General features: G+C 72.4%; 20 protein-coding genes and 1 pseudogene. 10 read left to right on the top strand and 11 right to left on the bottom strand.

Features of this window, described 5'->3' with window-relative positions:
- A partial coding sequence (locus tag KGA66_RS15215; protein WP_211468771.1) for an alpha/beta fold hydrolase occupies positions 1-1241 on the top strand: 1241 nt, incomplete at its 5' end.
- 82 nt (positions 1242-1323) lie between these two features.
- Positions 1324-2781: a cytochrome P450 gene (locus tag KGA66_RS15210; RefSeq protein ID WP_211468770.1), complete on the top strand. Its 1458-nt coding sequence runs from the start codon at positions 1324-1326 to the stop codon at positions 2779-2781.
- A gap of 63 nt (positions 2782-2844) precedes the next feature.
- On the opposite strand, the gene KGA66_RS15205 is transcribed toward KGA66_RS15210, so the two are convergent.
- Together KGA66_RS15205 and KGA66_RS15200 are read right to left on the bottom strand one after the other, a co-directional pair.
- Positions 2845-3540, bottom strand: coding sequence for an SGNH/GDSL hydrolase family protein (locus KGA66_RS15205; RefSeq protein WP_211468769.1), 696 nt, complete (start codon positions 3538-3540; stop codon positions 2845-2847).
- The gene (locus tag KGA66_RS15200; RefSeq protein ID WP_211468768.1) at positions 3537-4085 is read right to left on the bottom strand and encodes a TetR/AcrR family transcriptional regulator; all 549 of its coding nucleotides are present in this window, start codon (positions 4083-4085) and stop codon (positions 3537-3539) included. Before KGA66_RS15200 ends, KGA66_RS15205 begins: the two co-directional genes overlap by 4 nt.
- Positions 4086-4166: 81 nt before the next feature.
- Here KGA66_RS15200 and KGA66_RS15195 point away from each other — a divergent pair, with 81 nt between their 5' ends.
- Positions 4167-5639 (top strand): MFS transporter, encoded by a 1473-nt coding sequence (locus KGA66_RS15195; protein ID WP_211468767.1) that lies wholly within the window; start codon positions 4167-4169, stop codon positions 5637-5639.
- A 10-nt stretch (positions 5640-5649) separates the two neighbouring features.
- Here the strand turns inward: KGA66_RS15195 and KGA66_RS15190 are convergent, their stop codons facing one another.
- Positions 5650-6102 carry a hypothetical protein gene (locus KGA66_RS15190; protein ID WP_211468766.1) on the bottom strand — a complete coding sequence of 151 codons (453 nt, stop codon included), beginning with the start codon at positions 6100-6102 and terminating at the stop codon, positions 5650-5652.
- Between the two features lie 273 nt (positions 6103-6375).
- Between KGA66_RS15190 and KGA66_RS31050 the strand changes: the two genes are divergently transcribed.
- On the top strand, positions 6376-7146 hold the full coding sequence (locus tag KGA66_RS31050; protein WP_211468765.1) for a thioesterase II family protein: 771 nt from the start codon (positions 6376-6378) through the stop codon (positions 7144-7146).
- Positions 7147-7286: 140 nt separating this feature from the next.
- Here KGA66_RS31050 and KGA66_RS15180 read toward each other — a convergent pair whose 3' ends face one another.
- Both KGA66_RS15180 and KGA66_RS15175 read right to left on the bottom strand, forming a co-directional pair.
- Positions 7287-8363 (bottom strand): histidinol-phosphate transaminase, encoded by a 1077-nt coding sequence (locus KGA66_RS15180; RefSeq protein ID WP_211468764.1) that lies wholly within the window; start codon positions 8361-8363, stop codon positions 7287-7289.
- 42 nt (positions 8364-8405) lie between these two features.
- Positions 8406-9746, bottom strand: coding sequence for a cytochrome P450 (locus KGA66_RS15175; RefSeq protein WP_211468763.1), 1341 nt, complete (start codon positions 9744-9746; stop codon positions 8406-8408).
- A 287-nt stretch (positions 9747-10033) separates the two neighbouring features.
- Here KGA66_RS15175 and KGA66_RS15170 point away from each other — a divergent pair, with 287 nt between their 5' ends.
- From KGA66_RS15170 to KGA66_RS15160, 3 genes are read left to right on the top strand one after another with little or no spacing between them, the layout of a single operon-like run.
- Entirely contained in the window at positions 10034-11107 is a 1074-nt protein-coding gene (locus tag KGA66_RS15170) for a polyprenyl synthetase family protein (RefSeq protein WP_211468762.1), read from the top strand.
- Positions 11104-12984: a ubiquinone/menaquinone biosynthesis methyltransferase gene (locus KGA66_RS15165; RefSeq protein ID WP_211468761.1), complete on the top strand. Its 1881-nt coding sequence runs from the start codon at positions 11104-11106 to the stop codon at positions 12982-12984. Before KGA66_RS15170 ends, KGA66_RS15165 begins: the two co-directional genes overlap by 4 nt.
- On the top strand, positions 12984-16322 hold the full coding sequence (locus KGA66_RS15160) for a thiamine pyrophosphate-binding protein (protein WP_211468760.1): 3339 nt from the start codon (positions 12984-12986) through the stop codon (positions 16320-16322). Before KGA66_RS15165 ends, KGA66_RS15160 begins: the two co-directional genes overlap by 1 nt.
- Before the next feature lie 163 nt (positions 16323-16485).
- Here KGA66_RS15160 and KGA66_RS30160 read toward each other — a convergent pair.
- From KGA66_RS30160 to KGA66_RS31630, 6 genes and pseudogenes are all read right to left on the bottom strand, one after another.
- Positions 16486-17742 (bottom strand): annotated as a pseudogene (locus tag KGA66_RS30160) (MFS transporter); the annotation flags it as partial.
- Positions 17743-17957: 215 nt separating this feature from the next.
- The gene (locus tag KGA66_RS15155) at positions 17958-18440 is read right to left on the bottom strand and encodes an inorganic diphosphatase (RefSeq protein WP_211468759.1); all 483 of its coding nucleotides are present in this window, start codon (positions 18438-18440) and stop codon (positions 17958-17960) included.
- Between the two features lie 533 nt (positions 18441-18973).
- The gene (locus KGA66_RS15150) at positions 18974-19591 is read right to left on the bottom strand and encodes a LuxR C-terminal-related transcriptional regulator (RefSeq protein WP_211468758.1); all 618 of its coding nucleotides are present in this window, start codon (positions 19589-19591) and stop codon (positions 18974-18976) included.
- 397 nt (positions 19592-19988) lie between these two features.
- Complete coding sequence (dmpI, locus tag KGA66_RS15145) at positions 19989-20174, bottom strand: 4-oxalocrotonate tautomerase DmpI (RefSeq protein ID WP_211468757.1); 186 nt, start codon at positions 20172-20174, stop codon at positions 19989-19991.
- Between the two features lie 133 nt (positions 20175-20307).
- A complete protein-coding gene (locus KGA66_RS15140) occupies positions 20308-21222 on the bottom strand; it encodes a LysR family transcriptional regulator (RefSeq protein ID WP_211468756.1) in 915 nt (304 codons plus the stop codon).
- A gap of 83 nt (positions 21223-21305) precedes the next feature.
- Complete coding sequence (locus tag KGA66_RS31630) at positions 21306-22226, bottom strand: zinc-binding dehydrogenase (RefSeq protein WP_211468755.1); 921 nt, start codon at positions 22224-22226, stop codon at positions 21306-21308.
- A gap of 282 nt (positions 22227-22508) precedes the next feature.
- Between KGA66_RS31630 and KGA66_RS15130 the strand changes: the two genes are divergently transcribed.
- From KGA66_RS15130 to KGA66_RS15120, 3 genes are read left to right on the top strand one after another with little or no spacing between them, the layout of a single operon-like run.
- Positions 22509-24092, top strand: a complete 1584-nt coding sequence (locus tag KGA66_RS15130) for an MFS transporter (protein WP_211468754.1) — start codon at positions 22509-22511, stop codon at positions 24090-24092.
- A complete protein-coding gene (locus KGA66_RS15125; RefSeq protein WP_211468753.1) occupies positions 24089-24907 on the top strand; it encodes an SDR family oxidoreductase in 819 nt (272 codons plus the stop codon). Before KGA66_RS15130 ends, KGA66_RS15125 begins: the two co-directional genes overlap by 4 nt.
- Positions 24907-25947, top strand: a complete 1041-nt coding sequence (locus KGA66_RS15120) for a phosphotransferase family protein (RefSeq protein WP_211468752.1) — start codon at positions 24907-24909, stop codon at positions 25945-25947. Before KGA66_RS15125 ends, KGA66_RS15120 begins: the two co-directional genes overlap by 1 nt.
- Positions 25948-25958: the final 11 nt, after the last annotated feature.

Below are 25958 nucleotides of genomic sequence, written 5' to 3'. Positions count from 1 at the left end.
CACTGCGCTCGCAAGCCCGGTCGGGCATGCTGCCCCCGCTGCTGCGCGGCCTGGTCAAATCGCCCGCCAAGGGCGCGGCCGCAGGCGGCGGGTCACTGGCCCAGCGACTGGCGGGCGTCGCCGAGGCCGACCGCGAGCAGGTGGTCACGGACCTGGTGCTGGCGCAGGTGGCCGCCGTACTCGGCTACGCGTCGGCATCGGCGGTAGAACCGCAACGGCCGTTCAAGGACCTGGGCATCGACTCGCTCGGCGCGGTCGAACTGCGCAACCGGCTCACCCAGTCCAGCGGCGTGCGGCTGCCCTCGACGCTGGTGTTCGACCACCCCAGCCCGGCCGCGATCGCGCAACTGCTGCTGACCGAGGTCGGCGCCGTCGAACAGAGCGCAGCATCGAGCGCCGGCCCGGTCGCCGCATCGCCGCCGACCACAGGCGCGGGCACGCTGGGCATGCTGCTGCGCAACGCGCACGCCACAGGGAAGATCACCGATGCGGCGGCGCTGCTGACCGGAGCCTCGCGCTTCCGCCCCACGTTCAGCTCGGCGCACGACCTGCCAGGCGGCGGGCACATCGCCCGGCTGGCCTCCGGCGACGGCGCCACCAAGGTCGTGTGCGTGCCGTCCTTCGTGGTCGGCTCCAGCCCGCACCAGTTCATGCGGTTCGCGGACCGGTTCGACGGCTCGCGCGAGGTGTTCGCGTGCACGCTGCCCGGCTTCCGGGACGGCGAACCGGCACCGCAGACCTGGGACGCGGCCGTCGAGGTGCTGGCCGACTCGATCCGCCGGGCGGTCGGCGACGCGCCGTTCCTGCTGGTCGGCTACTCCACCGGCGGCGTGATCGCGCATTCGATCGCGGCCCGGCTCGAAGCACTCGGCGGCGCGCCGACCGGCCTGGTGCTGATCGACACACCGCTGCCGGCCAGCCAGGCGCAGGCCGACGACGTCTTCGCCGCGGTGATGTCCGAGATCCTCGGCCGCGAGCAGGACACGGCCGCCATCGACGACGCGGGCTGGCTGATCATGGGCACCTACATGCGCCTGCTCGCCGAACACAAGCCGCCCACGATCAGCACGCGCAGCCTGCTGATCCGGGCGGGCGAACCGCTCGGCGACAGCGATCCGGCCGCCTGGCCCGCCTGGGACCTCGCCGAGGACCAGGCCGAGATCGCCGCCGATCACTTCGCCCTGATCGAGTCCGCCGCAGCGACGACCGCCCAGGCGGTCCAGCGGTGGCTGAACCTGTGACGCGTCACGGCGAACACAGCAAGAGATGCGGCGCCGCACGGCGCCGCGAGATGACCACAGAAGGTCGAGAAAGGTGACGGAAATGGATCTGCCCACCACAAGTCCCGGCGGAGGCGCCGCCGGGCACGGCGCGGCCGGCGCGGCCGGCCAGTGCCCGGTCGACCACGGCGCGCCCGCGCCGCAGGCCACCATCCCCGCCACCGAACTGCCGGGCTCCAAGAGCCACGCGGTGTTCCAGCTGCTGAACTACTGGACCCGCCCGCAGTCGTTCATCGAGAAGGCCCGCAGCCAGTACGGCCCCAGGTTCCAGGTCAGCATCCGGCTGCCACCGCGCGCGGTTTACGTGCTGACCGACTCGGAGGACATCAAGGCGGCGTTCACCGCGCCCGCGGACGTCCTGCACACCGGCAACGGCTCGGCCACCATCGAGAAGTACACCGGCCAGTCCGGCCTCGCCTGGCTCGACGAGGACGCGCACCGGATCCGCCGCAAGCTGCTGATGCCCAGCTACCACGGCCCCGCGCTGGACCGCATCGCCAACGCGATCTGCGAGATGGCCACGCAGGACGTGGCGACCTGGCCACGCGGCCAGGCGGAACCGCTGCACCCGCGCATCCACCGGTTCACGCTGCACGTGATCCGCGAGGTGATCTACGGCGGCCGGCCGCCCGCCAAGTGGGAGCAACTGCTGGACCTGCTCCAGGAGATGATGCGGTTCAACAACAGCATGGCCTCGCCCATGCTGCTGCATAAGATGTCGCCGCGCGGGGTCAAGATCCTTCGCGCGATCAAGCCGACCGGCGTCGACCGCTTCCTCAAGCTGCGCGAGAAGGCCGACGCGCTGATCCTGGAGAGCATCGAGGACCACCGCGCCTCGAACTTCCGCGGCGACGACCTGCTGTCGGTGCTGCTGGGCATCACCCACGAGGACGGCTCGCCGCTGACCAACGCAGAGGTCCGCGACGAGATGACGACGATCTTCCTGGCCGGCACCGAGACGACGGCGGCGGCGATCGCGTGGGCGTTCGTCTACCTCAGCCGCCACAGGCAGGTCCTGGAGAAGGTGCGCGCCGAGATCGCCGAGGGCGAGAACGACACCTACCTCACCGCGGTGGTCAACGAGGTGCTGCGGGTGCGCCCGTCCATCCCGAACATCATCGTGCGCGAGGTCAAGAAGCCGATCGTGATCGGCGGCGTGCAGTACGAGCCCGGCCAGCACCTGTGGATCAGCGCGTTCCTGATGAACCGCGACCCGCAGCTCTACGACGATCCCGACGTGTTCCGGCCGGAGCGCTTCCTGAACACCAAGCCGGGCATGTACACCTGGATCCCGTTCGGCGGCGGCCGCATCCGCTGCCTCGGCGACAAGATCGCGCTGCTGGAGATGAAGGCGATGATCCGCGAGATCGTCACCCAGTGCGACCTGATCGTGGCCGACCAGGCGCCGGTGCGGGCCCGCAGCCGGATCGTGGTCAACGTGCCGGCCGACTTCGCGCGCATCGAACTGCGCGACCGCGTGCGCGATACCGCAATGGTCTGACGCTCGCCGTCACGGGGGGACCGGTCCGCCGGGCCGGCCCCCCGGCGCGCGTGAAGGGCCGCGTTACGCCGGCAGGCCGTCGGCGACCATCTGCGCCCAGCGCTGATAACCGTAGGCCGAGGGGTGGAAGCCGTCGCGGGCGAAGAAGTCGGCCGCGACGGCCATCGCGTCGGTGGAGGTCAGGAACGTGGCCCGCGGCCGCTGCGCGCACACCTGCCGCGACACACCGTCCAAAACCGCGGCGCGCGCGGCCAGGTAGGCGCGCAGCGTGCCGGGCAGCGACGGGAAGACGGCGAACGGCGGCAGACCGACCACGACGACCTGCCCGCAGCGGACCGCAAGGTCGTCGACGATCGCGCACAGATCCTCGCGCCACTCCCGCGGCGCACGGCGCGCCAGCACGTCGTTCGCGCCGGCCAACAGCACCGCCAGGTCGAAGTCCCCGCCGAGCCGGGGAAGCAGCCGGTGGCGGACGCGGCGGCCGGTCGCGCCGTACTGCCCGACCACCTCCCAGGCGACCGGCCGGCCGGAGCGCTCGGACAGCTCGCGGGCCAAACTGCCCGTGAAACCCTCGTCGTGGGTGTCCACGCCGCAGCCCGCGGCCGTCGACTCGCCGAGCACGGCGATCCGCAGCGGCCGGCCGTCGCGCTGGTCGCCGACGGTCCCGGTGGTCGGCCCGGCCGCGTGCGGGAGCACCTCGGTGCGGCGACGCACCCAGATCCCCTGCGCGGCGATCACGGGCAGCAGCAACGGATTCACGCGCTCGTCCTTTCCATCCGCAGCGAATCGACGGCGGCCCTGGTTCCGCCGCTCAGGTCCATGCCCAGCGCCTGCAACAGCATCACCAGCGAGCCGTCGGCCAGGAAACCGGCCAGTTCGCCGGACCCGGCCCGGGTCAGCGTGTCGGCCTGCGCCAACACCTCGGCCAGCGCCGAGCGGCAGCGGCGCGCCACCACCTCGTCCCGCCGCGCCGCGGCGCACGCCTGCAACCACAGGCCGCTGACCACACCGTCGGAAACCAGATCGCGGAAACCCTCGCCCATGGCGAGGAGCGGGTCGGCCGGTGACGCCGCGGCCGCGGCGCGGAAGACCACGCACACCCGCTCGACCAGTTCGTCGAGGCAGGCCAGGAACAGCGCCTGCTTGCTGCCGAACAGCCGGAACACGTACGGCTGGGACACGCCGATCTCGTCGGCGATCTGCTGGACGGCGGACGTGGTCAGCCCCTGGTCGGCGAACACCCGCATCGCCGACGCGACCGCCTGGGCCCGTCGTCGCGCCGCGGTGGAACGTTCGTTCTCCATGGCCGCCTCATAGTAGTTACTACTTACTTCTAACGCTACACTGCCGGAAAACGGCCCAGCGAACCGGACCGAGAGGTGCTCGTGAGCAACCCCGACGCCACCGCACAGACCGGCGCGCGGACCGCCGCCGCGCCCCCGCCCGCGCCGCGCCGCGGCCTGTCCATCGCCGTGGTCCTGATCGGCGTGTTCGTCTCGTCGCTGGACCTTTTCATCGTCAACATCGCGTTTCCCGACCTGGGCCGCACGTTCCGGTCCGCGACGCTGAGCGGCCTGTCCTGGGTGCTGTCGGCCTACGCGATCACGTTCGCCGCGCTGCTGATGCCGGCCGGCCGCTGGGCGGACCGGTCCGGGCGCAAGCGCGCCTACCTGATCGGACTGGCGCTGTTCACCGTGGCGTCGGCGGCGTGCGCGGCCGCCGACTCGCTCGGACTGCTGGTCGCCGCGCGCGTCTTGCAGGCCGTGGGCGGCGCGCTGATGCTGCCCAGTTCGCTCGGCCTGCTTCTGCCGCTGTTCCCGCCGAACAAGCGCGGCGCCGCGATCGGGCTGTGGTCGGCGATGGGCGGCGCCGCCGCGGCGCTCGGACCGCCGATCGGCGGCCTGCTGGTGCAGATCGACTGGCGGTGGGTGTTCATCGTCAACCTGCCCATCGGCGCGCTGACCGTGCTGATCGGGATCCGCACGCTGCGCGAGGTCCGCGAGGAGCACGCCTCGGGATCCGACCCGCTCGGCGCGCTGGTGCTCGCCGCGACGGTGGGCGCGGTGGTCGCCGCGATCGTGCAGGGCCAAAGCTGGGGCTGGCACAGCCCCCGGGTGCTCGGCCTGTTCGCGCTGGGCGGTCTGGGCATCGTCTTCAGCGCGCGGCGCGCCTTCCGGCACCCGGCCCCGGTGATCGAACCGGCCGTCTTCCGGGTGCGCACCGTGGCACTGGCCGACCTCGCCACGGCGTTCTTCTTCGCCGGGTTCGGCGCGATGATCCTGGCCTCGACGCTGTTCCTCACCCAGATATGGGGACACTCGGTGCTGCGCGCGGGACTGGAGATCTCCGCGGGCCCGATCGCGGCGGCCTTCTTCGCCGTGCCCGGCGGAATACTGGCCGCCAAGTACGGCGCGCGGCCGGTCGGCTTCGCCGGCAGCGTGCTGTTCGCCGCCGGCGGCGTGCTGTGGGCCACCGCGCCGGGCGCGCACCCCGACTATCTCGGCACGTTCCTGCCGGCCGGGATCATCGCCGGCATCGGTTCCGGCCTGGCGCTGCCGAGCCTTTCCGGCGCCGCCACGCTGCCGCTGCCGCCCGAGCGATTCGCCACAGGCACCGCGATGGTCTCGATGTGCCGGCAGGTCGGGCTGGCCCTGGGCGTGGCCGCCGTCGCCGCCGTGCTGGCCGTGCACCCGGACGTGGCCGCGTTCCATCGGACGTTTCTGTTCATGACCGCCTGCGGGCTGGCCGGCGGGCTGACCCTGTTGCTGATCACCGCGGGGCGCACGCCGCTCGAGCCCGAGGCCGAGGCCGGTGTCGGCCGCCCGACGGCCGCCGCCGAGCGGCACGCCGTCGGCTGATCGGGACCGTTCAGCCGGCCGCGCGGCGCTCGGCCGAGCGGGCGACCGAGCGCAGCAGTCGGCCGACCAGGACCCGGTGACCGCCGGACCCGATGACGAACTGCCGGTAGGCCCGGCCGGGCAGCCCGGGGAACTCGGCGTTCGAGCGCGCGGACAGCACCGTGCCGCCCGGCTGCTCGGTGAGGCCGAACCGCAGCACATACCGGGAGAAGCGGTGGCTGCCGACCAAAGTGAGATGGTCGCCGGGCACGCACTCGGCGACCGCGAAACCGGGCATGGTCGAGCCCTCGTCCAGCAGCGTGCCGGTCGCCTCGCTCGGCCGCGCGGCGACCGCCCGCGCGAACGCCTCGCTGACCCCGAGCCGGGTCTTGATGATCCGGGCGGTCAACGACTGCCACACCACCGCCGCGGGCGCCGCGACGACCACCTGGTGCTCGTCGATGAAGGGCAGGTCGGTTTCCATGGCGACGCGCCTTTGCCTCTCGGATCGGACCGGCTGACCGTGAAAGCATCTCCTATCCGCCGCGGTGCGAACAACGCCGCCCCGGGTGCGCGGGCGCGCCGCCGCGGGCTCCCGGAGTGTCCGCAAACAGCCCACAGGTCCGTTCCGGGGGTGTTCAACTGCGGATTTCCGACAGTTGAGCGGCCTCGCCGGGCGCGGATAGCATCGTGGCGCCACCCCCGGTGGCACAGAACATTGACATCCGTCGCGGCTTTCGCGACTACGGGGAGCGTTGTGTCGCAGTCTTCCTCCGACGATCCGTGGTGCCGGCGCTACCGCCCCGCCCGGGACCCGGCCGCGCGGCTGGTGTGTCTGCCCTACGCGGGTGGTTCGGCCGCGTACTTCCGCCCGGTGGCCATGGCGCTGGACCCGTCGGTGGACGTCGTCGCCGTGCAGTACCCGGGCCGCCAGGACCGTCGCGGCGAACCCGCGATCAGCGACATGCAGCAGCTGGCCGACCGTGTCCATGAGGTGCTGGATCGCCAGCCCGAGTTGCCGCTGACCCTGTTCGGCCACAGCATGGGCGCCCTGCTGGCGTTCGAGGTGGCCCGCCGCCGCCAGGCCGCCGGCCGGATCCCGGACCACCTGTTCGTCTCCGGCCGCCGCGCGCCCTCGGCTCACCGCGAGGAGTGCGTCCACCGCCGCGACGACGCGGGCATCCTCGCCGAACTGCGCAGTCTCGACGGCACCGCCGCGCTCGTGCTGCAGGACGAGGAGATGATGCGCGCGGCCATTCCGGCCCTGCGCGCCGACTACGCCGCGGCCGAGAACTACCGGTGCCCGCCCGGCGTCACGGTGGCCGCCCCGATCACCGCTCTGACCGGCGACGGCGACCCCAAGACCACCATCGCCGAGGCCGACGCCTGGCGCCGGCACACCACCGGGGCGTTCGAACTTCAGATCTACCGCGGCGGCCACTTCTTCCTGGCGGACCACGCCGCGCAGGTCAACGCGATGCTGGGGCGGCACTTCGCCGCGTCCGCTCGCGCGCCGCGGGCGAGCTGACCTTCCCGCCGCGGCCCTTCGCCCCGGCTTCGCAGCCTTCGATGCAGCCTTCATTGAACATGCCGGGGCTGCGGCCGCGGCCGCGGTGCCGCTCGCGCCGTGGATGGGAAGAGGGGAAACCGGCTCACGCGCGTGCGGGCTCAACCGCGCGGGAAGTCGGCGGCGGCCGCGAGGAAGGCGTCGTTCTCCCGGGCCGATCCCATCGTCACGCGCACGCCGTCGTCCTCGGCGAAGGCTTTGACCAGCACGCCGCGCCGCAGGCAGTGCTCGGCGAACCGGGTGGCGCGCCCGGCCAGCGGCAGCCAGAGGAAGTTGGCCTGGCTCGCCGGCACGTCGAAGCCCGCTTCGATCAGCGCCTCGCGAACCCGCCGCCGCTCGTGCGTGATGACCCCGCAACGCTCGGCCAACTCCCGGTCCGCGTCGAGCGAAGCCAGCGCGGCCGCCTGGGCGAGCGCGCTGACGTCGTACGGCGGGGCGCCGCGGCGAACCGCGTCGGCGACCGCGGGCGGGGCGATCAGGTACCCGATGCGCAGCCCGGCCAGGCCGTACGCCTTGGAGAACGTGCGCAGCACGGCGACGTTGTCCCGGCCTCGGCTCCACCAGCGCCTGGCCGTCGCCACTGCGTCCGCGGCGGTGTCGTCGTCGACGAATTCGCGGTACGCCTCGTCCAGCACGATCAGGACACCGGGCGGCACCGCTTCGACGAACGCGTCGAGGTCCGCGGCCCGCACGGCGACGCCGGTCGGGTTGTTCGGCGTGCACACGAACACCAGGCGCGTGGCCGGCGAGAGGGCGGCGAGCAGCGCGCCGAGATCCGGGGCGTGGTCCGCGCCCAGGGGCGCGCGCCGCTGCCCGGCTCCCGCGATGGCCGCGAACAGCGGATAGGCCTCGAAGGAGCGCCAGCTGAACGCGATCTCGCCGTCCCCGCGCGGGCAGGCGGCCCGCACCAGCTGCAGGCACAGCGCCGCCGAGCCGGCGCCGAGCGCGATCTGCTCGGCGGCCACGCCGTAGCGCAGCGCCAGCCGGCCGGCCAACTCGGCGGAACCCATGTCAGGGTACCGATTCACCCGGGTCGCGGCGCGGGCGATGGCCTGCGCGACCGACGGCAGCGGTCCGAACGGCGACTCGTTGCTCGCCAGGGCGATCGGTTCGCCGGCCCCCGCGTTCGGCGCGTCGTGGGACGGCGGGGCGAAGCGCGCCTGTGCGGACGCCGGCATGAGATTCCTCCTGGGTCGACGGTGCGGGCACGCCGTGCGCGATCAGACGCGGGCCTCGATGCTGACCGGTATCCCGTGCGCGGGCCTAAGCGTGATCAGGGGCTGGATCTGCGGCGTGAACCCGGCCGGCAGGCGGAAGCTCCAGCGGGCCAGCAGACTCGCCAGCACCAGGCCCATCTCGATGTTGGCGAAGGACGCCCCGACACACACCCGGCGCCCCGCGCCGAACGGGATGTACGCGAAGCGCGGCCGCTCGCCGTGCGCGGAGGGCGCCCAACGGTCCGGGTCGAACGCGTTCGGATCGGGAAACCAGCGCTCGTCGCGGTGCATGACGTACTGCGAGACGAGCACCAGCGTGTCACGGGGCGCCGGATGCTCGCCGAAGCTCTGGTCGTGCAGGCTCCTGCGGCTGACCAGCCAGACCGGCGGGATCAAACGCAGCGACTCCTCGATGACCTGACGCAGGTACGGCATCCGGCCCAGGTCCTGCACGGTCGGCACGCCGTCGCCCACGACGCAGCGGATCTCCTGCGCCACACGCTCCTCCACGTGCGGATGCCCGGCGATCAGGTACAGCGTCCAGGCGAGCGCGTTGGCGGTGGTCTCGTGCCCGGCCACCAGGAGGGTCATCACCTCGTCGCGCAGCTGCTGCGGGCCCATCGCGCGCGCTCCGTCGCGCGCCGCGATCAGGTCGCCCAGCAGGTCGCCCGCCGCCGAGCCGTGCTCGGCGCGCCGGCCGATCAGGTTCCTGATGTCCCGGTCGAGCGACTGCGCCGCCGCGTTGTAGCGGCGGGTGGCCGGCAGCGGCAGGCGGAAGAGCAGCGGGGCGAACGGCGAGAGGTGGCGGCTGAAGCTCGCCATCATCACGTCCATCGCCGCGGACAGCTGCGCGACCTGGTCGTCGATCACGGAGGCGAACAGCGATCTGGCGACCACGACGAGCGTGAGCGCCGTCATCGACTTGCTCAGATCGATCCGGTCGCCGGGTTTCCAGTCCGTCATGAGGCGCTGCGCGCAGTCGGTGACGATCGGCCCGTACTGCTCGATGCGCCGGGGCTGGAAGGCGGGTTGCACGAGCTTGCGCTGGCGCCGGTGCGTGTCGTCCTCGCTCAGCAGCAGGCCGTCGCCCAGGAGTTGGCGCGCGGACTGCAGGCCCTGCCCCTTGTGGAAATGTCCGTAGTCGGCGGTCAGCGCCTGCGCGGCCAGGTCCGGATCGGTCAGCAGCAGCGCCTTGCGCGGTCCCAGGCGCAGCGGCACCGCGCCGCGGTGCGCCCGGGCCGCGTCGAGGAAGGCCAGCGGGTCCTTGCGGAACGGCAGCAGATGTCCGCCGACGCGCCCGATCGGAAGGTCGGAGAACTCGCCGTGTTCTGGTGATGACCGCAAAGCGAACCCCATGAATTCAACTAACGCCGACTGGCGCGCCGGGCCGTGCACAAAAACGCCATAGACAGCGTACAAGTGAGAAATACGCAGCTGCGCGGACACGTCACATAAAAAACCCCGAAGCGCCGCCGACGGTATCAGACGTCGACGGTGCGCGCAACGGTCTTGCGACTCAGTGCCGTGAATCGCTAGGCTTTCGCGAAATTCAGCCGAACGGGGGCTGAGCGGGCACGTCACCGCATCACCTGACCGCATCACCGGTTCTAGATGAGGCTGGAGATTTGCGCATGTCGACAGACAGCGGCGAAATATCCATTGATCTTTTAGAGGCCGCCGCGGCGGCGCCGTACGCGCCGCCGCCGAAGCCGAACTGGACCTCCGCGCACCAGGTGGTCGCGGGGTTCGTCGGCGCCGAGACGCTCGGCCGCGATCTCGACCGCGTGGAGGAGTCCCTGCGCGGGGCGTTCGACGGCGCGTCGGCGATGTTCGCCGACGCGATGCGCGCGGTCGCCGTGCCGGGCAAACGGCTGCGTCCCCTGCTCACGCTCGCCTGCGGCTACGCCCGAAGCGGCGGCGGCCCGGTCGGCGAGCGCGTGATCAAGGCCGCCGCGGCCGTGGAGCTGCTGCATCTGGGCAGCCTGGTGCACGACGACGTGATGGACGAGGCGGCCGTGCGCCACGGCGTGCCCAGCGTCAACGAGAGCTGGGGCAACCTGACCGCCGTCCTCGTCGGCGACGTACTGATCAGCGAATCCCTCGACATGGCGGCGGACCTGGGCACGCAGCAGGCCAAGCTGCTGACCGGGACACTGCGCACGCTCTGTGACGGGCAGGCGCGGGAAACCGCGTCGCAGTACCGCATCGACCGCGACGAGCAGGCATATCTGTCCTCGATCGCGGGCAAGACCGCCCGCCTGATCGCGGCCTCCTGCCGGCTCGGCGCGATCGAGACGGGACTGAGCCGGCAGGCCGCCGACGCGCTGGAGTCCTTCGGGCACCACCTGGGCATGGCCTTCCAGATCGTCGACGACGTGCTCGACCTGACGGCCACGAGCGAGCAGCTGGGAAAGCCCGCAGGCAACGACATCGCGCAGGGCGTCTACGCGCTGCCGGTCATCCACGCGATCCGGCACACGCCGAGCCTCGTCGACTACCTCGGGCGGGTGCCCACCGAAAGGGAGCTGGACGGCGCGCTGCAGCTGGTGCGCGGCGGCGCCGGTATCGCCCTGGCCGGCCAGCTCGCCGAGCGGCACACCCAGAGTGCCTGCCAGGCGGTGGAATCCTGCGCCGGCGAGCTGGACACGGCGGCCGGCGCGATGCTGCGCGCGCTGGCCATGGGCGTGCTGGAGCGGCGCCGATGACCTCGACGATGGCCGACGGCGACACGCTCACCTTCGAGCAGTTCCTCGCGATGACCAGCACCCAGCAGGCGACCGTGGTGCGCCGCGGGGTGCCGACCTCGGCCGAGGTCGGCCTGATCCGGCAATTGCGGATCATCATCATGCTGGGCCGGCCGCGAACCTGCGTGCCCGGACTCATCGCGTATTTTCTTGGCTATTCCTACACAGATGCCGGTTTTTCTCCGAAACTTCTCCTGGGCGCGCTGCTCGGCTTCCTCATCGGATTTTCCGCGAACCTGCACAACACCTATACCGACCTTGAGGAGGATTGCCGCAATCTGCCGGGCCGAGTATGGCTCTACGCACAGCTCGGTGCCCCGAGAATGCGCCTGGTTCTGATAGGCGTCAACGCTTTCATGCTGTTGTCTTCGCTGGCATTCAGCACGACGTTCTTCGTCTACATGGCGCTCGCGGTGATCGGCCTGCACCAGTACTCGTTCCCGCCGCTGCGCATGAAGGCGCGGCCGGTGCTCGGCCTGTACGTCTTCGCGCAGGCGGTGGTCTTCCCGTTCATATCGGGCTGGCTCAGCGACACCACGATGCCGCCGTTCACCCGCGACCACGCGTTCGTGGCGATGCTGGTCTACCTGACGCTCTGGTTCCTCGCGAAGGGCACGTTCAAGAACGTCCCCGACTACGAGGGCGACCGCGCCGCCGGGCTGCGCACCTCGGCGACCGTCTTCCCCACCCGGCTCAGCGCCGCGCGGTTCGCCGCGGCCGCCACCATGGTCGCCTATCTCGCCGTCGTCGCGCTGGTGGCCGGCGGCTGGTCGCCGCCGCGGATGCTGCTGTGCCTGCCGTGGTGCGCCGTGGCGCTGGTGCAATGCGCCCGCCTGGTGCGCGCGCAGGACGCCGGCGCGGCCAACGCCGTGCTGCGCACCGACATGGTCGTCTCCAGCGGCTTCGTGGCCTCGGTGCTGCTGCTGCAGGCGCCCACCTGGCGCAGCGTCGCCGTCATCGCGGCCGGCGGCCTCGTGCTGATCGCCAGCGACCTGCTGATGATCGACTCGCGCCGCGACTCCGACGCCGCGACCGGGCAGCCGGGCGCCTCCGGCGTCGCCGCCGCGCGCCCCCGCACGCCGCAGACCCTCTTCGACCGGGTCGCGCCGCGCTACGACGCGCTCAATCGGCTGCTGAGCCTCGGCAGGGACCGTTACTGGCGCCGCAGCGCGGCGCGACTGGTCCAGGTGCCGCCGGGCGGCACGGTGCTGGACGTGGCGACCGGCACCGGCGCGCTGGCCATCGAGATCGCCAAACGCCTGCCGCAGGGCGCACGCGTCGTCGGCTGCGACTTGAACGCCACCATGCTCCAGGTCGCGGGGCAGCGCGTGCGACGCGATCAATCGCTTGCGATAACGCTGACGCGCGGCGACGCGATGCGCCTTCCCCTCGCGGACGCCTGCGTCGACGCGGCCACCATCTCCTTCGCGATCGACGACATGCCCGACCGGCACGCCTGCGCCGCGGAACTGAGCCGCGTGCTGCGGCCGGGCGGCCGGCTCGTGCTGCTGGAACTGTCCATGCCCGACCGCGAGCCACTGCGCTCCGTCTACCTCGGCGCGCTGGGCGCGCTGCGACTGGCCGGCCGGCTGCGCGGCGGTGAAGGCTACCGGCACCTGCGCGAGGAGATCGTCCACTACCGCGGGCGCGAGGCCGTGGAGAGACTGCTGCGCGGCCAAGGCTTCGAGCAGTACCAATGGCGCCGCCTGACCGGCGGGATCGCCACCCTCCACCTCGCCTACAAGCCGCTCGAGTCTCCGAACGGGCCACGACCGGCGCCCGAGGGCGGCTCGGCGGCGGCGCGGACAGCCAACTCCACGGAATCAGGAGAATCCTGATGCAAGCCAACGCGAGCCTCGGGGCCGAACTGCGCGGCTCCGCGCGGGTATGCGACCTGCTCGTCGACCTCTACGCTCAAGCCGCCGAGGCGGACGCGCAGCAACCCGTCCCGGTGTTCGGCATGCCGGCGGAATCGATCAACCCGATCGTGGACGCGCTGCGCAAGCGCGCGGATCTGCGGCTCATCGGCGTGCGGCACGAGGGCTCCGGTTCGCTCGCCGCGTCGGCGTACGCCAAGCTGACCGGTCGGATCGGCATGTGCATGGGCACCGCGGGACCGGGAGCGACGCATCTGTTGTCCGGCGCCTACGATGCGCGCGCCGATCGCGCGCCGCTTCTGATCGCCGCGGGACAGGTCCACGTTCCGGCCCTGGGCACGGAGGCGTTCCAGGAGATCGACTCGCGCCGGCTGTTCGACGACGCCACGCTCAGCAGCCGGCTCGTCCTCGACGCCGACGCCGCCGCGATCATCGGCGCGGCGCACGCCCGCGCCCTGCACCGGCGCGGGCCGGTGCACCTCGACCTGCCCGGCGACGTACTCGCCCGAGCGCGGCGCGGCCAACCCGCGGCCTTCACCCCGCACGCCGCGATGACCACACCGGTGCTGGACAAATCGCTGCTGCGGCCGGCTGCCGCGCTGCTTTCCGCCGGTCCCGCCGTCATCCTGGTCGGCGACTGCGGCGCGGGGCTGTCCGAGGCCTTCGACGCGCTGGCCGCACGGCTCGGCGCGCCGATCCTGCTACTGCCGGAAGGCATGGGGCATCTGCGGGAACCCGGTGAACAGCCGGCTTTCCGGGTGACCGGCCCGCTGTGGGAGGCCGCGCGGGACCTGCTGCGCACCGCGGTGGTCGTGGCGGTCGGTCCGCTCACCGCAGCGATGCGTACCCTGATGGCCGGCCGTCCCGCCGTGCAGATCGGGCCCTGGTTCGACGTCGCCGAGCCGCCGTGCGCAGGCACCCTGCGGCTGCTCGGCCACGAGCTGGAGTATCTGGACCTGCTGGCCAAGACCGCCGAGCCGGCCGCGCAGAACCCGCTGCTGCGGCGCGCGCAGGAGAGCCTGGTCGAGCCGGAGGACCCCGCACAGCGCGCTTTCTGGGAGCGGCTCGACGCGTCGCTCCCGCACGACGCCGTCATCTCCTGCCAGCCCGGAGCGCTGCTCGACGCGGTCTTCCGCCACCTGCCGCTGCGCGAGCGCCGGGTCACCTCCTCGTTCGGTTACTCGGCGCGCGGCTACGCGGTGCCCGGCGCGATAGGCGCGGCGTTCGCATGCCCGGGCCGCGCCAGCGTCGCCTTGACCGAACCGGACGGGTTCGCCGAGTCGATGGCGGAACTGCTGACCATCCGCCGCTACCGCCTGCCTGTCACGGCGGTCTGCGTCGAGGGCGCCACCGCGCGCGGCAACGGCGCCTCGATCGACTTCGCCGATTTCGCAGCGGCCTGCGACCTTCCGGCGCGGCGCGTCGGCGCGGCCGAGGACATCGCGGCGATCACCGCGGGCGCGGCCGGGGTGCTGTGCGTGCAAGCCGGTGCGCCGTCGCGCGAGACGGTGACCGCGCGCGGCGCCGACGGGTCGGCCCGGCAGGCCGATGCGCGCCCGGATTCGTTCGCGGCCCGTCTCGTGGAGCTGATCGAGGCCGCCGGAGTCACCCGCGCCTTCCGCGCCGCCGACGCGCTGACCGAACCGGTCGCCGAGCGGTGGAGCGCGCACGAACGGCGCGTGCTGACCACGACGATGACCGCGGAATCGGCCGCGATGATGGCCTCCGCGACCGCCAAGTGGACGAACGCGCCCACGCTCTGCCTCGTCGCCAGCGGACACGACCTGGTGCTCCAGCTCAACGGCCTGTTCGACGCGGCCTACGACCACGCCCCCGTGGCGGTGCTCACCGTCGCCCGGGGCGAGCGGGAGGCCGGCCTGGTCGACTCCGGCCGGCTGCTGGCCGCAGCCGCTGCCGTCAGCGTCCGGGTCACGCCGAACGCCGCGTCGCTCGCCGCCGCCCGCGACGCGCTCGCGCTGTGTCTGCAGCGGCGCACGGTGGTGCACTTGGAGGTCGACGCCGCGGACCTCGGCACGCCGGTGGAACCGCCCGCGCTCACCGAGGCGGTCCTGCCCGCGGTCGCGGCGGTTCCCGCGCTGGTGCCCGGTACCGCGTCGATCGCCCAGGCGGCCGGCGCCCTGCTGGCCGCGCGGCGCTGCGCGGTCCTGGCCGGCCGGGGTGCCGGGGGAGCGGCCGAGCAGATCTCACAGCTGTGCGAGAAGCTGGCCGCGCCGATCGTGACCACGATGCCGGGGCGCGGGCTCGTTCCCGACGACCACCCGGCGATGGCCGGCGCGATCGGCTCATCCGGTCACCGCTCCGCGCTGCGCACGCTCGAAGGCTGTGACACCCTGCTGATTCTCGGTGTCTCCAACCGCGGCCAGGCGTTCGACCTGCCCTCCGGTTGCAAGATCATCCGGGTGGACACCGATCCGGTGGCCGTGTCCGCGGGCGTGGATGTCGGCCTGTGCGGATCGGTGCGCGACACCGTCGAGTTGTTGCTGGCCGGCGTCTGCGCCGCGGAGCACGGTTCGAAGGCTGAGGCCAGGGCCTCGCGCGAGAAGTTCCGTGCCGCGCGCCGCGAGGAGTTCGCCCGCTTCCGGCAGCGGCCGCCGAAGCAGCCGCGCGGGCAGCGGCCGATCCCGCCCTCCGCGATCGCGCGCACGCTCGGCGTTCTCAGCGACCAGATGGACCGCCGGCCGGTGGTGACCGTCGATGTGGGCCTGGTGACGCTCTGGCTCTACCGGTTCCTGACCGGCCGCCAGAACTTCGTGTGGACCAGTTCGTTCGCCACGATGGGGTTCGCCATGCCGGCGGCTCTCGCCGTCAGCGCCGTCGGCACGAACGGCCGGCCGGTCGTCGCGGCGGTCGGGGACGGCGGCATCGCGATCACCATGGCGGAACTGGCCTCCGCCGCGCCTGCCGAACTGCCGGTCACGATCGTGGTGTTCAACAACGGCAAGCTCGGCGCGATCAAGTACGAACAGGAGATCATGGGCTGGCCCGAGTACGGGTCCGCGCTCGTCAACGGAGATCTGGCGGCTTATGCGCGCGCGTGCGGCGTGCACGGCGTGCGCATCACGCGCTACGAGGAGCTCGAACCGGCGCTGCGTTCCGCGCTTGAGCGCAGCGGGCCGACGCTGCTGGACGTGGTGTGCGACCCGCACGAACTGCCTTCCCCGCCGAAGTCGCACGGGACGTTCCGGCAGTCCGTGGCGTTCTCCCTGGCTCTCGCGCGGGAAGGCAGGCGGCGGCTGCGCGGCGCGAGCTCCGAGGACCCGCCGCCGCAGCTGAGCTGACCCGGCCTCGGATCGAGCGGTCGCAGGCGGTGAGGGCGGCCGCGACCCCGAACGCCGTGTGGAAGGCGCCGACCGCGGCGGTGAGCGGATCGGTCCCCGACGCGAGCTGGTGGGAGAGGCGGTCGCTGGCCACGGTCGCCAGCACCGCCAGCCCGATCGCGCCGCCGACCTGCTGGGCCATGGAGATCACACCGGAGGCCGCCCCGGACTCCGCCGCGTCCACCGCGCCGACCGCGCCCGCGAGCAGTGGCAGGATCGCCAGCCCGAACCCGGCCGCGCACAGCAGCAGCGCGGGCAGCAACTGCCCGGCGTACGACCCGGAGGCGGAGGTGCGCAACAGCAGCAGCTGGCCGCCCGAGGCGGACAGCAGGCCGAGCGTGACCAGGACGCGCGCGCCGAGTATCGGCATCAGACGGGTGCACGCGCCGGTGAACACCGCCAGCGTCACACCGAACGGCGCCCAGGACACTCCCGTGCGCAGCGGCGACCAGCGATGGACCGTCTGCATGTACAGCGTGACGAAGAAGAACACCGCGAACATCGACGAAGCGGCCAGCACGGTGATGACGTCGGCGAGCCCGACCTCTCGCTTGGCCAGCATTCCGAGCCGGATCACCGGGGCCGGCGCGGTGCGCTGACGCAGCACGAACAGCGCGAGCAGCGCCGCCGCCCCGACCAGTCCGCCGATCGTCCACGGCGATCCCCACGAGCGGTGGTCGGTGGAGATGATGGAGTAGACCAGGAGCAGCACGGCGGCGGTGATCAGGCCGGCGCCCAGGCCGTCCAGCGGCTCCCCGCCGCCGTCGCGCCGGCGCATCGCGGGCAGCCTGGTCAGGGCGAGCGCGCCCAGCAGCGCGCCCACCGGCACGTTGACGAAGAACACCCAGCGCCAGCCGATGGTGTCGGTGATGACGCCGCCGAGCAGCACGCCGCTGGTGCCCGAGATGCCCAGCAGTCCGCCCCAGACGCCCAGCGCGCGCCGCCGCTGCTGCTGATCGCTGAAGGACGCCACCAGGATGCTGAGCGCGGCCGGGCTGAGCAGCGCCGCGCCGAGGCCCTGTACGCCGCGCGCCACCACCAGCGTGGCCGAGTCGCGGGCCAGGCCCGAGGCCAGCGACGCCAGGGTGAACAGCGCGAGGCCGAGCAGGAAGACCCGGCGGCGGCCGAAGACGTCCGCGCACCGGCCGCCGAGCACCAGGAAGCCGCCGAACAGCAGGAGGTAGGCGTCCACCACCCAGGCGAGCCCGGCGGTGCCGAAGCCCAGGTCGGTGCGGATGGAAGGCAGCGCTACGTTGACCACGGTGTCGTCGATGACGACCATGAACTGCGCCCCGCAGGTGACCGCCAGCACGAGCAACGCGGCGGCGGAGGCGGCGGCGGGCGCGTCAAGACCGCTGCGTGTTGGTGAGGTCTCCGTCATCGGCCGACACTGCTCCCGTGGGTATCACCGGATGGAACCATGGGTGATGATCCAGTGCACTCAGACATGTGGTAACTTTATCAGAGCTCGATCTCCACGCGGCCGGCCTGCGCACACGCTCCGGGCCGGCGTCTCGGCCCCGCTGGACATCGATCGCTTCGCCGGTGGTCGCACGCTCCTGATGCGCCTGGGACGCCGGGTCGGCGGCGTACGTGTCAGCGGCGCGCCGCGGCGCGGTGGCAGGATTCGATCTCGGCCTCGGCGGCGGCGCGGCCGGCCCAGCACGCCGTCTCGACGCTCTTGCCGGGCTCCAGGTCCTTGTAGACCTGGAAGAAGTGCTGGATCTCCATCCGGTCGAAGGCGGGCAGGTCCTCGACATCCCGCAGGCGCGCCTGGCGCGGGTCGCCGGCCGGGACGCACAGAACCTTGTCGTCCTGGCCGCGTTCGTCGCGCATCCGGAACATGCCGATCGGCCGCGCGCAGATCAGCACGCCGGGGAAGGAGGGTTCCCCGGTCAGCACGAGCGCGTCGAGCGGGTCGCCGTCGGGCGCCAGGGTGCCCTCCAGGTAGCCGTAGTCGGCCGGGTAGCGGGTGGAGGTGAACAGCATCCGGTCGAGACGGATGCGGCCGCGGGCGTGATCCATCTCGTACTTGTTGCGCGAGCCGGCCGGGATCTCGACCACCACATCAACCTGCATGCGTCATCCTCCTTTCACCAACGTAGGAGGGTTACGCACGGCGGGCAACAGGTGCGCGACGCCTGCCGCGCCTGACGGCGCGGGCTCCGCGCTCGCCGGGTCGCCGGGCGCGGCGGTACCGCCCTGGCCGGGGTCGTACCGGGCGAACTTCTCGCAGTACTGCAGGGCGTTGTCGCCATAGTCGTCAGAACCCTGGTATGTCTTCCAGATGTCAGGACCACCACGTGCTTGATGTCGCGCAGGTCCCCGTGACGCCGTGTCACCTCCGGTGCGCTCGACGCGTGCGCCGGTGAAGCGGGCAGGGCGGTGCCGGTGACTGCGGCGCCGGTGACTGTGCCGGGGAAGGTTCTGCGTGACAGTTCGGACATGGCGGCCGCCTTCCGGAAGGGCGAGCGGGAATGCTTGTCGCTCGGTCGGCCGCCGCGGATCTGTCTCCCTCATGCGCCCTTGCATGAGCGAGACCGACAGATCCGGCGCACCCGGCGTTCGCGCGTCAGGCGCAGCGCACGGCCGGGCCATGGCCTTCGCGCTCGTCAGCGCTGCCGCGAGGAAAGCAGCTCACGGCGGGAGGAGACATCCAGCTTCTGCAGGATCGTGCTGACGTAGTTCTTGACCGTCTGATGAGCCAGATACAACTCGTCCGCGATCTCCGCGTTGGAGTAGCGGCGCAGCAGCAGTTCCAGGACCTGTGATTCGCGCGCGGTGAGCTGCCCGGCCACCGCCCCGGCGTCCGATCCGGGAACGATCTGCCTGGTCGGATCCCGGACGTGACCGCCCAGATACCAGGTCGGCACGCCGCGGCGGGTCTCGGTGATCGCCTCGAGAAGCTGCTTCGCGTCCGCCTTGCGGTACACGAAGCTGTCCGCTGCGCCGTTGAGGCATGCCGCGAGCACGTCGAGCTGGTTGCTGCTGGAGTACAGCAGGACCCGCGGCGGGTCGGGCTGGTTCTTCAGGTTCCGGCTCAGCCTGCCCCCGTCACCCGGCTCGTCCAGTGTCCAGTCGGTGATCACCAGGCCGGGCCGGAGGCGATAGTACAGTTCCATCGCCTTCGGTGCGCTGTCCGCGGTGCCGACCACGGTGAGCCCGTCGACCGATTCGAGCGCGCTCTGCAGCGCCCGCAGCATCAGCGGAAAGCGTTCGACGAGGAGCACCGTGCACTGGGCCTCCGGGAGGCGCGCTCTTTCCTTTCGGATGAATTGCCGCGTTGGCTTGTGCTCGATGAGAGTGTCCACGAGCGGGCCCCTTCCGTCGCAGATTTCTGACGTACGTCCTAAACTATGAACCCTGATACGCCTTCCTTCCAGGTTTTTAGGGTGCGCGCGGACGAGGGTGCGCGCCGGGCGGCGCTGCCAGGCGACGTGTCGTCAGCGGCCCGGTGTGGTGCCCCGGTCCGCGCGCACCGTGTTCCTGTATGCGCAAGGCCCCTGCCGAAGCGAGGTCGGCAGGGGCTCGCGGATCGAGCGGATGTCTGCCTCGGCCGCGAGCCGGACGAGGCGGATCGAAGGTGGCGACCGGCCGGCCGGCGTCCGATGGCCGCCGGCCGGCTGCCTACTTGGCGTCGGCGATCAGCTTGCCCGAGACGCTCCAGTTCTCCGGCGCCGTCTCCTGGATCCAGACCTGGACGGAGTCCGCCGGGATCTTGTACGCGTCCACGAACGCGTCGGTGATGCGTGCGACCAGGTCACGCTTGAGCTCGGTGTCGCGCGGTCCCTGCAGCACGGTCACGATGGGCATAGCAGCTCCCTGTTATGTATGTGCGATGCGGCGAACGGCCCGCCCCGCGGTGCGACGCGCGGAGCGGGACCGTCGTGATCCACTCAACCCGGCGGGAGCGCGCCGAACCAGACCCGATGCGCTATCGCAGCGATCAGGAATCGAGATCGGTGCCCGCCGCCTCGGCGCACGCGTCCAGCAGCGGACGAAGCCGGCGGGCCGGGGCATCGGCACGCATGATGAGCGCGGTGGTGAGATTCAGCGGCGCCCCGTCGTCCGAGACGCGCACCCGGACGAACTCCACGCCCTCGGTCCTCAGCTGGCGAGCGTGCGCCGCGTAGACCACCGTCCACCCGGCGTTCGCGGCGCCGAGCATCGCCATGATGTCTTCCAGCGAGCCGGTCGTGGGGCCCGGCGTCGGCGCGAAGCCCGCGTCCCGGCACGCCTCCACCACCAGGTCGACCAGCGGCGGGTTGTTGCGCCGTTCCGTCAGGTAGAGCGGCATTCCGGCGAGTTCTCGCAGCTCGATCTGCTTGCGTTCGACCGGTACGCGGCACGCGGGAACCGCGGCGACCAGCTCGTCCGTCCAGATCGGGACGCGCTCGAGCACCTCCGGCAGCTCGATCGCGCCGCGGATGAAGGCCGCGTCCCACTCCCGGCCGGCGACGCGGCGCACCCGCTCGTGCAGCGGCGCCGAGTGCAGTTCGACGGACCACGCCGGCCAGTCCCGCCGCATCGACTCAAGCACGCTGCGCAGCCGCCGGCCCAACCCGGTGCTGGTGCCGACGCGCAGTTCCCGCGCACTGGACTCCGACACGTCCGCGATCACCGCGAGCGCCCGCTGCTGCGCCGCGAGCACCTCGAGCGCGGCGGGCAGGAACGCGGCGCCGGCCTCGGTCAGCCGCACCCGTCGCGCGGAGCGGTCGAACAGCTCGACGCCGAGCTCGCGTTCCAGCCGGCGGATCTGCTGGCTCACCGCGGACTGCGCGATCATGAGCCGCTCGGCGGCGCGGCCGAAGTGCAGGTCCTCGGCTACCACGGCGAAGTACCGCAACTGGCGCAGTTCCACCGCACCAGTGTTCCGCACCAACGCGACGTGGTGGCCCGCGGGGGCGCGCGATCCGCCTCCGGCGCGGCCGTCGCGCACGATCGCTACTTCACAGTCAACGCGATGTTTCCGCGCACGGCCCGCTCGCGCAGCGCGGCGATCGCGTCGGGGGCCTGGCCCCAGTCGCCCGTGAAGCCGATCTCGGGATGCAGCCGGCCCTGCTCCACCAGCCTGACCAGGGTCTCCAGCTCCGCTCCGTACGTGCGCTCGCCGATGGTGTAGTCGAAGTGCTCGATCCGGGCCTGCTTCGGTCCGCGGAAGAAGGAGAAGAAGTCGAGCACCGGGGCGACCCGGCTGGCCTGCCCGAACTGGAGCAGCAGGCCGCCGGCGCGCAGCTTGGCCAGCGCCTGCGGGAAGACCTCGGCCCCCACGGACTCGAGTACGGCGTCGTACTGCCCGGCCGCGTCGCCGGCCTGCCGCACCACGGCTTCGGCGCCGAGCTCCAGCAGCCGCGAACCGCGCTCGGCGGTCGCGGTGACCGCGGTGACGCGCACGCCGGCCGCGGCCGCCAGTTCCACGAAGTAGTGCCCGACGCCGCCGGAGGCACCGGTGATCAGCGCCCTGTCGCCGTAGCCCAGGCCGCTGCGGCGCAGCAGCCGCAGGGCCGTGATACCGGCCAGCGGCAGCACCGCGGCGCTCTCGGCGCCGACCGTCTCCGGCAGCACCGCGACGCTTTCGGCCGGGACCGCGGCCAGCTCGGCCCAGCCCGAGTACCACGGGTGGCCGACCACCCGGGTGCCCGGACGCGGGCCGGTGCCGTCGCCCGCCGCCGCGACGACCGTGCCCGCGATGTCCTTGCCGGGCCGCCAGCCCGGATTGGGATCGGCCAGCAGGAAGGTCTCGCCGCGGTTGATCGAGAGCGCTTCGACCGCGATGACCAGCTCGTGCGGCTTCGGCTCCGGCTCGGGCACGTCGCCGAACTCGACGGTCTTCGTCTCGGGACCGGTCGGGACAAGGGCACGCACGGCGCATTTCCTCTCGGTGGCGGCGGAATCGGTGGCTGCCGATCGGTTCCGCGGCACCCCAGGCGCGGCGGGACGGCAGCAATTATGACCACTGCGACCGGCCGGCACCCGGTACCCGCGGTCCCGAACATCCGATCAAGAGAGTACTAAAAGTCCTCATCGAGTGACGCACTGTGCTCATAGGGTGAGTTATGGCAGTGCCCACACCCATTCCGACCCCGGACGGCCGCCGCGGCCATGCGGCAGCCGCTCCTCGCTACACATGAGGACGCCTGGACGACGATGAGCGAAAGAATCCTTCACAAGCGGCAAGCTGTGCTCGGCGTGATCGCTGTCTGTATCGCGTCCGCCATGCTACCGATCTCGCTGACCGGGTCCTCGGTGGCGATGCCTGCTGTGGCGGTCGATTTCCACAACAGCCTCGCGGCCGGCCAGTGGATCGTCAACGGCTACGATCTGACCTTCGCCAGCCTGATGCTCGCGTCGGGCGCGCTGGCGGACCTGTTCGGCCGACGGCGGATGTTCGTGCTGGGCAACCTGGTGTTCGCGATCTTCTCGGCGGCCTCCGCGCTGTCCACTGAGATCCTCACCCTGGACATCGCGAGGGCGCTGGCGGGCGTGGGCGCGGCCGTGTCGCTGACCGCCGGCAGCGCCATCCTCGCCAGCCTCTTCGAGGGCGCGGCCCGGGCCCGGGCGTTCGGGATCTTCGGCACCGCGATCGGCGTCGGCCTGGCGTTCGGGCCGTTCCTGGCCGGGGCGTTGCAGACCTCGCTCAACTGGCGGGCGATCTTCATCCTGCCCGCCATCGCCACGGCCCTGGCCGCGGCGATGGCGTTCGTCCTGCCCGAGTCGCGCGACCCGGGCGCCACCCGGGTCGACTGGGCCGGCACGATCACCTTCACCGGTTCCCTCGCCGCGCTCATCTGGGCGCTGCTCGAAGGCCCGCAGAGCGGCTGGGCCGCGCCGCTGAACATCCTGGCCTACGTCCTCGCGGCCGGGCTGATGGCCGGCTTCGTGGTCGCGGAGCGGGTGCAGCAGCGGCCGATGTTCGACCTGAGCCTCTTCCGGCAGGCGCGGTTCGTCTCGCTGTGCGTCGCCGTGGTCGCGCTCGTCTTCGGCTTCACCCCGCTGCTGGTCTACCTGCCCAGCTACCTGACCGCGGTCAACAACGAGTCGACCTTCCGGGCGAGCGTCGATCTGCTGATGCTCACGGTGCCGACCCTGCTCTTCCCGGTGATCACCGGTTACCTGCTGCGGTGGGTGCCGATGCGGCACATGGTGACGCTCTCGGTGCTGCTCACCGCGGTCGGCTGCGGTTGGCTCGTCGTGATCGCGCCCGCGGTGGGCAACTGGGTGGTGCTCGGCCCGTTCGCGGTGATCGGCACCGGCGTGGGGATCTCCTTCGGGGTGCTGGACGGCGCCGCGGTTTCCAGCGTCGAGTCCTCGCGGGCCGGCATGGCGGCCGGGATGTTCAACACGATGCGCCTGTCCGGCGAGTCGATCGCCATCGCCGTGGTCGGCTCGCTGCTGGTCAGCTTCACCGGCGCGCATCTGAAGGGACGCCTGGGCGCGATCGGCGGGCCGTGGGCGAACTCCCCGTCCGCGCTGGCCGCGAAGCTGAACCAGGGGCAGCTCCGGCAGCCCGCCGCGCAGGTTCCCGCGGACGTGCGCGAGGTCTTCACCCGGACCGCGCAGAGCGCCTACACCGGAGCGCTGCACGACGTGCTGTGGCTGCTCGCCGCCCTGTGCGCGGCCGCCACGGTGCTGGTCGCGGCCGTCGGCCGGCAGCGCTCGCCGGTCGGCCGGGAGGAAGCGGCGCCACTGGCGGCCGCCCCCTCCGACGAGCCCGCGGCCGCCGCGTCATGACGGCCGCGACCGGCGGGGACGAGGAGCCGGACGCCGGGGCTGACCAGCCAGCGCCGTGCCCGGGCCGGTTCGCCGGGCAGGTCGCGGTGGTCACCGGGGCGAGCCGCGGCATCGGCCTGGCCGTGGCCCGGCGGCTGGCGCTCGAGGGCGCCCGTGTGGCGATCACGGCCCGCCGGCCGGAGCCGCTGGAGCAGGCCGCGGCGAGCCTCGGCGGGGCGTCCCGGGCCATCGGCGTGGCCGGGCGGTCGGATGACCCGGACCACCGCGCGCTGGTGATCACCCGCGTGCTCGACCACTTCGGGCGGATCGATCTGCTGGTCAACAACACGGCGGTCAACCCGATATACGGACCCGTACTCGACGTGTCGCCGGACGCGGTCCGGAAGATATTCGAGGTCAACGTGGGCGCGGCGATCGGCTGGATCGGCCAGGCGCGCGAAGCGTGGCTGGGCAAGCACGGCGGCAGCGTGGTCAACATCGCGGCCGTCGCCGGGCTGCACCCCGCCGAGGGCATCGGGGTCTACGGGGCGAGCAAGGCCGCGCTGATCCATCTCACCGCGCAGCTGGCGCGCGAGCTCGGGCCGCACATCCGGGTGAACGCGGTCGCGCCCGCGGTCGTCCGCACGCGCTTCGCCGCGCAACTCTACGAGGGCCGCGAGCAGGAGCTGGCCGCGCACTACGCGCTTGGCCGGCTCGGAACCGCGCAGGATGTCGCCGGTGCGGTCGCGTTCTTCGCCTCCCGTGACGCCGCCTGGATCACCGGACAGACCCTCGCCGTGGACGGCGGCCTGATCCTGTCCGGGGGAGGGGTCTGATGCCGCAGACGCGCACGGCGCAGACGGCCACGCTCGACGCCGCCGCGCTGGCGCGGTGGGCCGCCCGGGAAGTGCCCGCGCTCGGCCTCACCGAGCCGCGGATCACGCCGCTGGCGGGCGGCCGGTCGAATCTCAGCTACCGCGTGGACGCAGGGGCGGCGCCGCTGGTGCTGCGGCGCCCGCCGCTCGGCCGGGTGCTGGCCACCGCGCACGACGTACACCGGGAATACCGGGCGCTGGCCGCGTTGAGCGCTACGGACGTGCCGGTGCCCGAGCCGGTCGCGCTATGTGAGGACACTGATGTCATAGGCGCGCCGTTCTTCCTGATGAACTGGGTGGACGGCCGGATCTGCCGCAGCCCGCAGGACCTCGCCCAACTGGCCGCCGGCGCCCCGGCGACCGCCGCGGCGCTCGCGGACACCCTGGCCGCGCTGCACCGGATCGACCCGGCAGCGGTCGGCCTGGCCGATTTCGGCCGCCCCGCCGGCTATCTGAACCGCCAGGTCGCCCGCTGGCACCGGCAGACGCTGGCCTCGCGCGACCGGCGGCTGCCGGATCTGGACTCGCTCGCGCGCCGTCTCGCCGAGAGCGTGCCGGAGCCCCGGCGCACGTCCATCGTGCACGGCGACTACCGGCTGGACAATGTTCTGCTCATGCCGGCGCAGCCGACGCGGATCGCGGCGGTTCTCGACTGGGAGATGTCGACGCTCGGCGACCCGCTGGCCGACCTGGGCCTGCTGTGCGTGTACTGGGACGGGCTGCGGGGACTGGAACCGGCGGCGCCGCTGGGACCCGGCACCGCGGCCGGCTGGCCGGGCCACGCGGAGCTGATCGAGCGGTACGCCCGGTGCGCCGGGACGGACGTGGACGGCCTCGACTGGTACCTCGCCTTCGCATACTTCAAGATCGCGGCGATCCTCGACGGGGTGGACTACCGCGCGCGCGGAGGATTCGGCGGCGACGAAGAAGACTGCGCCGCGGTGGCCGCCAGCGTGCCGGAGATCGCCGCACGCGGCCACCGCGCGCTGCGGCCGGCCTGATCCGCCGCATC

The organism is Actinocrinis puniceicyclus (assembly GCF_018283645.1).
GTDB classification, from domain to species: Bacteria; Actinomycetota; Actinomycetes; order Streptomycetales; family Catenulisporaceae; genus Actinocrinis; species Actinocrinis puniceicyclus.
This window is presented reverse-complemented; position numbering and strand designations above follow the sequence as displayed.

What these genes read in the sequence shown, in the direction of transcription:
- KGA66_RS15210 (WP_211468770.1), top strand. Translation starts at nt 1,324, where the DNA reads ATGGATCTGCCCACCACAAGTCCCGGCGGAGGCGCCGCCGGGCACGGC.
- KGA66_RS15200 (WP_211468768.1), bottom strand. Translation starts at nt 4,085, where the DNA reads ATGGAGAACGAACGTTCCACCGCGGCGCGACGACGGGCCCAGGCGGTC.
- KGA66_RS15190 (WP_211468766.1), bottom strand. Translation starts at nt 6,102, where the DNA reads ATGGAAACCGACCTGCCCTTCATCGACGAGCACCAGGTGGTCGTCGCG.
- KGA66_RS15180 (WP_211468764.1), bottom strand. Translation starts at nt 8,363, where the DNA reads ATGCCGGCGTCCGCACAGGCGCGCTTCGCCCCGCCGTCCCACGACGCG.
- KGA66_RS15170 (WP_211468762.1), top strand. Translation starts at nt 10,034, where the DNA reads ATGTCGACAGACAGCGGCGAAATATCCATTGATCTTTTAGAGGCCGCC.
- KGA66_RS15165 (WP_211468761.1), top strand. Translation starts at nt 11,104, where the DNA reads ATGACCTCGACGATGGCCGACGGCGACACGCTCACCTTCGAGCAGTTC.
- KGA66_RS15160 (WP_211468760.1), top strand. Translation starts at nt 12,984, where the DNA reads ATGCAAGCCAACGCGAGCCTCGGGGCCGAACTGCGCGGCTCCGCGCGG.
- KGA66_RS15155 (WP_211468759.1), bottom strand. Translation starts at nt 18,440, where the DNA reads ATGCAGGTTGATGTGGTGGTCGAGATCCCGGCCGGCTCGCGCAACAAG.
- dmpI (WP_211468757.1), bottom strand. Translation starts at nt 20,174, where the DNA reads ATGCCCATCGTGACCGTGCTGCAGGGACCGCGCGACACCGAGCTCAAG.
- KGA66_RS15130 (WP_211468754.1), top strand. Translation starts at nt 22,509, where the DNA reads ATGAGCGAAAGAATCCTTCACAAGCGGCAAGCTGTGCTCGGCGTGATC.
- KGA66_RS15125 (WP_211468753.1), top strand. Translation starts at nt 24,089, where the DNA reads ATGACGGCCGCGACCGGCGGGGACGAGGAGCCGGACGCCGGGGCTGAC.
- KGA66_RS15120 (WP_211468752.1), top strand. Translation starts at nt 24,907, where the DNA reads ATGCCGCAGACGCGCACGGCGCAGACGGCCACGCTCGACGCCGCCGCG.